The organism is Streptomyces sp. NPDC046197, assembly GCF_040646295.1.
GTDB lineage: Bacteria > Actinomycetota > Actinomycetes > Streptomycetales > Streptomycetaceae > Streptomyces.
Genome location: NZ_JBEYZY010000005.1, coordinates 356,403 through 364,353, shown reverse-complemented (window position 1 = coordinate 364,353; position 7,951 = coordinate 356,403). Strand labels below are relative to the sequence as shown.

Sequence of the window (7,951 nt, the reverse complement as noted above, 5' to 3'; positions counted from 1 at the left end):
GGTTACATTCCGAACCCGGAAGCTAAGCCTCACAGCGCCGATGGTACTGCAGGGGGGACCCTGTGGGAGAGTAGGACACCGCCGAACAATTCTTGGGAAAACCCCGCACCTTCACGGTGCGGGGTTTTCTGCGTTCATGAGCTTTTCGGGGCGTTCTTGAGCAGCTAAGAGGTGGCGCGGCCCTTCCGGGCCGCCTGTCACCAGGTCAGAGCCGTCCCGCCGCCTTGAGGGCCAGGTACGCGTCCGCCAGCGCCGGCGCCAGATCGTCCGGCGTGGCGTCGACGACGGTTACACCGTGTCGGCGGAGCTGCTCGGCGGTGCGATGGCGTTCGCTCTGTGCTTGAGCCGCCGCGGCGGCCTCGTAGACCGCCTCCGTGTTTCCGCGAGCCGCGGCCATGTGTGCGATGTGCGGATCCGCCACCGAGGCGACCAGCACTGTGTGGCGCTGGGTCAGCTGAGGCAGGACGGGCAGCAGGCCCTCTTCGACAGGGGCCGCGTCCAGGGAGGTCAGGAGCACGATGAGGGAGCGGCGCGGGGCGGTACGCAGCGCCGTGGCCGTGAGGCCCCGCGCGTCCGTCTCGACGAGCTCCGGTTCCAGGGTGGCCATGGTGTTGACCAGTGACGGAAGGATGTCGCCTGCGGTGCGGCCCTGGACCAGGGCGCGGACCCGCCGGTCGTAGGCAAGGAGGGCGACGCGGTCACCGGCGCGGGAGGCGAGGGCTGCGAGGAGCAGCGCCGCGTCCATGGAGGCGTCGAGGCGCGGAGCGTCGCCGACGCGTCCGGCCGAGGTGCGGCCGGTGTCGAGGACTACGAGGATGTGCCGGTCGCGCTCCGGGCGCCAGGTGCGGACGGCGACCGTGGACTGGCGGGCGGTGGCGCGCCAGTCGATGGAGCGGGTGTCGTCTCCGGGGACGTACTCGCGCAGGCTGTCGAACTCCGTGCCTTCGCCGCGGGTGAGCACGCTGGTGCGGCCGTCGAGTTCCCGCAGCCGGGCGAGTTTCGAGGGCAGATGCTTGCGGCTGGTGAAGGGGGGCAGTACGCGTACCGTCCATGGTGCCTGGTGGGTGCCCTGGCGGGCGAAGAGCCCGAGGGGGCCGTAGGAGCGGATCGTCACGCGGTCGGCCTGGCGGTCGCCGCGGCGGGTGGGCTGCAGTCTGGTCGTGACACGACGGCGTTCGCCCGCCGGCACGGTGAGGCGGTGCCGGGATGCCGCGGTTTCCGTGCCGGGCCGCCAGCTGCTGGGCGGCCAGGCGTCGCGGAGCTGGGCGCGCAGCGGACGCCGGGACGGGTTGGCGATCGTGAGGGTGACGTCGGCCGTTTCTCCCAGGCGTACCGAGGTGTCGCCGGAGCGGGTCAGGCCGAGGCGGCGTACCGGCGCGGCGAGGGCGAAGTCGCAGGCGCAGGCCACGGCGAGGGGCGCGTTCACGGCGAGGATGCCCGTCCAGCCGGGACCCCAGATGCCCACGGGGAGGGAACCGAGTGCCGCGAGGAGCGCGGCGCGTCCGGTGAGTGCCATCAGCGGGGCACCGGGACGTGGGCGAGGATCGCGTTGATGACCGAGTCGGCGGTCACGCCTTCCATCTCGGCCTCCGGGCGCAGCTGTACGCGGTGGCGCAGGGTGGGCAGGGCCAGTGCCTTCACGTCGTCCGGAGTGACGTAGTCGCGGCCCGTGAGCCAGGCCCAGGCGCGGGAGGCCGACAGCAGGGCCGTGGCACCACGAGGGGAGACACCGAGGGTGAGGGACGGCGATTCACGGGTAGCCCGGCAGATGTCGACGACGTAGGCGGTGATCTCCGGGGAGACCGTCGTCTTGGCGATCGCGGTGCGGGCCGCGTCCAGGTCGGAGGGGCCCGCCACGGGGCGCACGCCGGCGGCGCGCAGGTCGCGCGGGTTGAAGCCCTCGGCGTGGCGGGTGAGGACGTCGATCTCGTCCTGGCGGGAGGGCAGAGGGATCGTCAGCTTCAGCAGGAACCGGTCCAGTTGGGCCTCGGGGAGGGGATAGGTGCCCTCGTACTCGACCGGGTTCTGGGTGGCGACGACCAGGAAGGGCTCGGGAAGCGGGCGCGGGGTGCCGTCGACCGTGACCTGACGTTCCTCCATCGCCTCGAGCAGCGACGACTGGGTCTTCGGCGGGGTGCGGTTGATCTCGTCTGCGAGCAGGAGGTTGGTGAAGACGGGGCCGGGCTGGAAGGAGAACTCGGCGGTGCGGGCGTCGTAGACCAGCGAGCCGGTCACGTCGCTCGGCATGAGGTCGGGGGTGAACTGGACCCGCTTGGTGCCGAGTTCGAGGGCGGACGCGAGCGTGCGGACAAGCAGTGTCTTGGCGACTCCCGGGACTCCTTCGAGGAGGACGTGTCCGCGGCATAGCAGGGCGACGACGAGGCCGGTCACGGCGGGATCCTGGCCGACCACGGCCTTGGCGATCTCGGCGCGCAGGGCCTCCAGGGAGGAGCGGGCGCGGCCCGCGTCCCGGGCGTGCCCGGCGTTGTCAGTGGTCGGGTCCATCATGAACGGCGTACCTCTCTTTCGAGGGCGTCGAGTTGGTCGGCGAGGGAGACGAGGGCCGCGTCGTCGCCGGGCGGCGGGCCGAAAAGAAGGTCGTGCGGGGACTGTCCGTCGCCCTCGAGGTGGGCGGACAGCGCGGGAAGCAGAGCCTCGGGCGTGTGTGCCCGGGAGAGGGGGATGCCCACGAGGGGGGCCAGGCGGGTGCGGGTGGTGGAGCGAAGGGCGGCGGCCGCGCGGTCGCGGGCGTTGGCCTTGCGGTAGAGGCGGGCGCGGCCTTCGGCGGTCTCGGAGGCGCGGATCGCGACGGGGAGCTTTTCGGGCACGAGGGGGCCGAGTCGGCGTGCCCGCCACAGGGCGGCCAGGAGTGCGGCGACGAAGAGTTGCAGCGTGCCCCACAGCCAGCCGGAGGGGAGCAGGTCGAAGAAGCTGCGCTTGCCCTGGTCGGGGGCGGAGTCGTCGGTGAGCGAGGGGAGGTACCAGACCAGATGGGGGCGGGAGCCGAGGAGTTGGAGGGCGAGCGAGGCATTGCCCCGCTTGTCGAGGCGGTCGTTGTAGAGGATGTCGGGCGCGCCGATGACGACGGTGTCGCCCCCGGAGGCCTGCGGGAGGCGCAGCAGGGTGGGCAGGCCGTCATTGGGGTAGCAGGAGTCTGCGCGGGCGGCGGTGGTGGAGTAGCGGATGCCGCCGGTGTCCGCGGTGCCCGCGCGCTGCGCCTCGGGCAGCGGGCAGTTGGGGGCGAGCGTCGTCTCGAAGCTCAGCTCGGGGTCGGCGGTGACGCCGGGGGCCAGTCGGCCGATGGACGGTGTGTCGGGGGCGACGAGGACCGTGCGGACTCCGGAGCCCGTGGTCGCCGTGCGCAGTTGGGACTGCTGACTGTCCGTCAGCAGGTCCGGCGCGGCGACCAGCAGGGTGGCGCCGGGCCGGGCCGCGTCGCGCGCCTGGTCCAGGGTGGTGACCACGCGCGTGGACACCCCGTGGTCGGCGAGGAGCGCGGCGACGGCGCGGCTGCCGTAGGGGTCGGCGGAGCGCGGGTCGAGGCGGCCGTGCTGGGCGCCCGAGCGGAGCGCGGCGATCGCGACGGCACCCGCCAGAAGGAGCAGGAGCGCCAGCAGGATGCCCCGCGCGCGGGTCCACAGTTGGCGGGCGGTGGGCGAGGCCGAGGTGGACGGGAGCGTGGCCTCGGTGGTCATCCGGCGGCTCCCTGGCGGCTGTTGTGGGCCGTGCTCCTGTCGCTGTCCGTGTGCTGCGGCCTGGCGCGCTCCAGATCGCGGTCGAGTTCGGCGATGCGGTGGTACGCCTGCTCGGTCGCCCTGCGCCCGCCGTATGTGACGTCGTCGAAGTCCCGGGCGGCACCGCGCAGTCGGTCCGTGTGCGCCGGGAGGGCCCGGCCGGCCTCGGCGGCCGCCTCGTCGGCGGTGCGGCCGGGGCGGACGTCGAGCAGGGCGCGCTCCTCAAGGGAGCGGACGATCGCTCGCATTCGTTCCTGGACGGCCTGGCTCCAGTGGCCCTGGGCCGCGTGCGCCTCGGCGGCCGCGCGGTGTTCGGCGGCGCTGCGCGGGCGGTTGTCGAACAGGGCCGCGGACGAGGTCGGCTCGAGGCGGGGAGTGCCCAGGCGCCACCACAGGGCGCCCAGCACCGCGAGGACGGCCGTGATCACGACGACCAGACCGACGGTGCCTCCGGGCGTCGCGGTCGACGCCGAGTTGAACAACTGGTCGATCCAGTCCCAGAACTTGTTGAGGGCGCGCTGCAGCAGGCCGGGGTCGTTCTCGTGGTACATCCGCTTGGACAGCTCGCGCCGGGCCGCCTCCCGCGCGGGGCCACGCGGGATCGTCACCGGCGGTTCGTCGCCGCCGGAGCGCGGCAGCGACAGAGCGGACGCGCCGCGGGCACGCAGCAGGGCCCGTACGGCACCCTCCGGCGCGCGCGGCAGCGCCGACAGCGCGGTGAGAACTCCCCCCGGCATGCTCACCGCGTCAGCTCCCCGGTGTGGTGGCGTCGGAGCCGTAGCCCTGGACACCGGCGGCGCGGGCCAGTTCGAGGTCGAGGGCCTCGCGGCGGATGCGCTGGTCGACGTAGAGGAGGCCGGTGACGCCCGCGGAGATCGGCAGCGTGATCATGGAGCCGATCACCGCTCCCACGCCGCTGACGACGAGGTAGGTCCAGCCCAGGTTGCCGGTGCCGCTGAGGAGGCCGCTGACCCCGTTCCCGCTGACCGCGGCTGCGATCACGGCGAAGGGGATGACGATGATCGCCGCGACGATGTTCTGGATGACCAGGGCCAGCAGTTGGATGCCGAAGACCCGCCACCAGGAGCCGCGGACCAGCTTGACCGAGCGGCTCATCGCCTTGGTGATGCCCTGCTTCTCCAGCATGAGCGCGGGCGTGGCCAGGGAGAAGCGGACCGCCAGCCACAGGGCGACCACGCCGGCGCCCATGCTGCCCAGGACGGCGAGGGCGGCGCCTGCGCCGGGCGATCCGGCCGACGCCACGAGGATGCCGGGCAGGGCGCCGATGCCCACCACGGCCAGGCCGATGAGCAGCAGAAGGATGATCAGGCCCAGCAGCCTGAGCAGTTGGGGGCGGGCATCGCGCCAGGCCTCGCCGGTGGTGACCGACTTGCCGAGCACCGCCCGGCTGGTGGCGGTCGCGAGCAGGCCGGTGGCCAAGAGGATGCCGGCCATGGAGACCAGGAACACCACGCCGGAGTTGAGCATGCCCTCGCCCATGGCGCGGCCGAGTTCACCGGGGGTGGCGTTCGGGTCGTTGAGGACCTGGGTGCTGGCGCTCTGGTCGAGGAAGAGGCCCTGCAGCAGGATGACGGCGGTCTCGACGACGACCGCGACGACCAGGGTCATGCCCAGGACCGTGCGCCAGTGGGTGCGCATGGTCGAGACGGCGCCGTCGAGGATCTCGCCCACGCCCAGCGGGCGCAGCGGGATCACCCCGGGCTTGGCCGCGGGCGGCGGGCCGCCCCAGCCGGCCCCCCAGGCGCCGTATCCGCCGGGACCATGGCCTCCGCCGCCGTAGGCCCCGTAGCCGCCCGGGCCGACGGGCGGCCGGCCGCCCCAGCCCGGGACGGGCGGGGGAGGCGGAGGCGTCTGGCCGGTGACCGGGGAGCCCGTGGGCGCGGACCACTGGCCGGGTGGCGGCTGCTCGTTCGACCACTTCGCGCCGTGGCCCTGCGGCTGCGTGCCCGGCTGGTCCGCGGGCTGCGCGGGGGCGGGGCGGTCGGCGGAGTCGGCGGGGCCGGACGCGTGTGGCCCCTGCCCGTCGGACGGGGCGGATCCGGGCGAGGCCCAGCCCGGAGTGTCTTTCATCGTCGCTCCTTCACGGTGCCCGTCCGCGGTCGCGGCGGCAGGTTGGCAGCCATCGTGTCATGGGGTGGTCTTTGGGTGACCGGCCGCGGTAGGGGCTGTGCACCTTCAATTGTCCGCCGGAAAGCGGGCAGACTGATCGCATGGCTGATCAGTACGCGCAGACAGGCGAGGACATCCGGCCGGTCGGGACACCGGTGGTCCGTTGGGAGGAGCCACCGGAGGGTCCGGTGCTGGTGCTGCTCGACCAGACGAGACTGCCGGCCGAGGAGGTCGAGCTGGTGTGTACGGACGCGCCCGCTCTGGTGGAGGCGATCCGGTCGCTCGCCGTGCGCGGGGCGCCGCTTCTGGGTATTGCGGGGGCGTACGGCGTCGCGCTCGCCGCCGCGCGCGGCTTCGACGTGGATGACGCCGCGAGCGCGCTGGCCGGGGCCCGGCCCACCGCGGTGAACCTGTCCGTCGGCGTGCGCCGGGCGCAGGGCGCGTACGAGGCGGCGCTCGCCAAGACCGGCGACCCCGCGCAGGCCGCCCCGGCGGCGCTGGCCGCGGCGCGTCAGCTGCACCAGGAGGACGCCCGGGCCAGTGCGCGGATGGCCGAGCACGGGCTGGCGTTGCTGGACGAGCTGCTGCCCGGCGGGGGGCACCGCATTCTCACCCACTGCAACACCGGGATGCTCGTCTCGGGCGGGGAGGGAACGGCGTTCGCGGTGGCACTCGCCGCGCACCGGGCGGGCCGGCTGCGGCGCCTGTGGGTGGACGAGACCCGGCCGCTGCTGCAGGGTGCCCGTCTGACCGCGTACGAGGCGGCCCGCAACGACATGGCGTACACGCTGCTGCCCGACAGCGCGGCCGGTTCGCTGTTCGCGGCCGGCGAGGTGGACGCGGTGCTGATCGGCGCGGACCGCATCACGGCCGACGGCTCGGTGGCGAACAAGATCGGCAGCTATCCGCTCGCGGTGCTCGCGCGGTACCACCACGTGCCGTTCATCGTGGTGGCCCCGTCGACGACCCTGGACCCGGAGACCCCGGACGGGACGTCCATCGAGGTCGAGCAGCGCCCGGGGTACGAGGTGACCGAGATCATCACTCCCCAGGCGCCGGTGAGGGGAGCAGGTGGCGGCATCCCGGTCGCGCCGTTGGGGACCCAGGCGTACAACCCGGCGTTCGACGTGACGCCGCCGGAGCTGGTGACGGCGATCGTCACCGAGGAGGGCGCCATCTCGCCGGTGACCGCTCAGGCTCTGGCGGACCTGTCTGCGCGGGCCCGGCACGCGACCACCGGCTAGGGGGTGTCCCCTTCTGCTCCCTGGGATCCCGTCCTCGCCTTCGGAAGATCGCGTTCCTCACGACGGAGGGCAGACAGTGACGGCTCCATACGACTATCGTCACAGGCCCGTGAGCTGCCTCACCTGGATCTTCGCAGCCGTTACGAGAATGGGATGATGTCGTTTATGAAGGGACGAGTCCTTGTCGTCGACGACGACACCGCACTGGCCGAGATGCTCGGCATCGTGCTGCGTGGTGAAGGTTTCGAGCCGTCTTTCGTAGCGGACGGCGACAAGGCGCTGGCAGCTTTCCGTGAGACGAAGCCCGACCTGGTGCTGCTGGACCTGATGCTGCCCGGCCGGGACGGCATCGAGGTGTGCCGCCTGATCAGGGCGGAGTCCGGGGTGCCGATCGTGATGCTGACGGCCAAGAGCGACACTGTCGATGTCGTGGTGGGCCTGGAGTCCGGCGCGGACGACTACATCGTCAAGCCGTTCAAGCCGAAGGAGCTCGTCGCCCGCATCCGGGCCCGGCTGCGCAGGTCGGAGGAGCCCGCGCCCGAGCAGCTCGCCATCGGCGACCTCGTCATCGACGTGGCCGGCCACTCGGTGAAGCGCGACGGGCAGTCGATCGCGCTGACGCCGCTGGAGTTCGACCTGCTGGTGGCGCTGGCCCGTAAGCCGTGGCAGGTCTTCACCCGTGAGGTGCTCCTGGAGCAGGTCTGGGGTTACCGCCACGCGGCAGACACCCGCCTGGTCAACGTGCACGTCCAGCGCCTGCGCTCCAAGGTCGAGAAGGACCCGGAGAAGCCGGAGATCGTGGTGACCGTCCGCGGTGTGGGTTACAAGGCCGGGCCGAGCTGA

General features: G+C 72.9%; 7 protein-coding genes and 1 rRNA gene. 3 read left to right on the top strand and 5 right to left on the bottom strand.

The features are described 5' to 3' along the window. A 5S ribosomal RNA gene (gene rrf, locus AB0A61_RS10295) occupies positions 1-87 on the top strand; the annotation flags it as partial. Positions 88-205: 118 nt separating this feature from the next. On the opposite strand, the gene AB0A61_RS10290 is transcribed toward rrf, so the two are convergent. The 5 genes from AB0A61_RS10290 to AB0A61_RS10270 are packed head-to-tail and all read right to left on the bottom strand — an operon-like array spanning position 206 to position 5,825. Then, positions 206-1,516 (bottom strand): DUF58 domain-containing protein, encoded by a 1,311-nt coding sequence (locus tag AB0A61_RS10290; protein WP_361289131.1) that lies wholly within the window; start codon positions 1,514-1,516, stop codon positions 206-208. After that, positions 1,516-2,505, bottom strand: coding sequence for a MoxR family ATPase (locus tag AB0A61_RS10285; protein ID WP_361289128.1), 990 nt, complete (start codon positions 2,503-2,505; stop codon positions 1,516-1,518). Before AB0A61_RS10285 ends, AB0A61_RS10290 begins: the two co-directional genes overlap by 1 nt. Beyond that, positions 2,505-3,695 carry a DUF4350 domain-containing protein gene (locus tag AB0A61_RS10280; RefSeq protein ID WP_361289125.1) on the bottom strand — a complete coding sequence of 397 codons (1,191 nt, stop codon included), beginning with the start codon at positions 3,693-3,695 and terminating at the stop codon, positions 2,505-2,507. Before AB0A61_RS10280 ends, AB0A61_RS10285 begins: the two co-directional genes overlap by 1 nt. Continuing rightward, positions 3,692-4,477, bottom strand: a complete 786-nt coding sequence (locus AB0A61_RS10275; RefSeq protein ID WP_361289123.1) for a DUF4129 domain-containing protein — start codon at positions 4,475-4,477, stop codon at positions 3,692-3,694. The genes AB0A61_RS10280 and AB0A61_RS10275 overlap by 4 nt, the downstream gene beginning before the upstream one ends. Positions 4,478-4,481: 4 nt before the next feature. Further along, positions 4,482-5,825, bottom strand: a complete 1,344-nt coding sequence (locus AB0A61_RS10270; protein ID WP_361289120.1) for a glycerophosphoryl diester phosphodiesterase membrane domain-containing protein — start codon at positions 5,823-5,825, stop codon at positions 4,482-4,484. Positions 5,826-5,965: 140 nt separating this feature from the next. Between AB0A61_RS10270 and mtnA the strand changes: the two genes are divergently transcribed. Together mtnA and mtrA are read left to right on the top strand one after the other, a co-directional pair. Then, positions 5,966-7,108 carry an S-methyl-5-thioribose-1-phosphate isomerase gene (mtnA, locus tag AB0A61_RS10265; protein ID WP_361289117.1) on the top strand — a complete coding sequence of 381 codons (1,143 nt, stop codon included), beginning with the start codon at positions 5,966-5,968 and terminating at the stop codon, positions 7,106-7,108. 153 nt (positions 7,109-7,261) lie between these two features. Further along, positions 7,262-7,951, top strand: a complete 690-nt coding sequence (mtrA, locus tag AB0A61_RS10260; protein WP_003975799.1) for a two-component system response regulator MtrA — start codon at positions 7,262-7,264, stop codon at positions 7,949-7,951.

Bases quoted from the DNA above. Each gene is read 5' to 3' on its own strand.
- AB0A61_RS10290 (WP_361289131.1), bottom strand. From the start codon at position 1,516: ATGGCACTCACCGGACGCGCCGCGCTCCTCGCGGCACTCGGTTCCCTC.
- AB0A61_RS10285 (WP_361289128.1), bottom strand. From the start codon at position 2,505: ATGGACCCGACCACTGACAACGCCGGGCACGCCCGGGACGCGGGCCGC.
- AB0A61_RS10280 (WP_361289125.1), bottom strand. From the start codon at position 3,695: ATGACCACCGAGGCCACGCTCCCGTCCACCTCGGCCTCGCCCACCGCC.
- AB0A61_RS10270 (WP_361289120.1), bottom strand. From the start codon at position 5,825: ATGAAAGACACTCCGGGCTGGGCCTCGCCCGGATCCGCCCCGTCCGAC.
- mtnA (WP_361289117.1), top strand. From the start codon at position 5,966: ATGGCTGATCAGTACGCGCAGACAGGCGAGGACATCCGGCCGGTCGGG.
- mtrA (WP_003975799.1), top strand. From the start codon at position 7,262: ATGATGTCGTTTATGAAGGGACGAGTCCTTGTCGTCGACGACGACACC.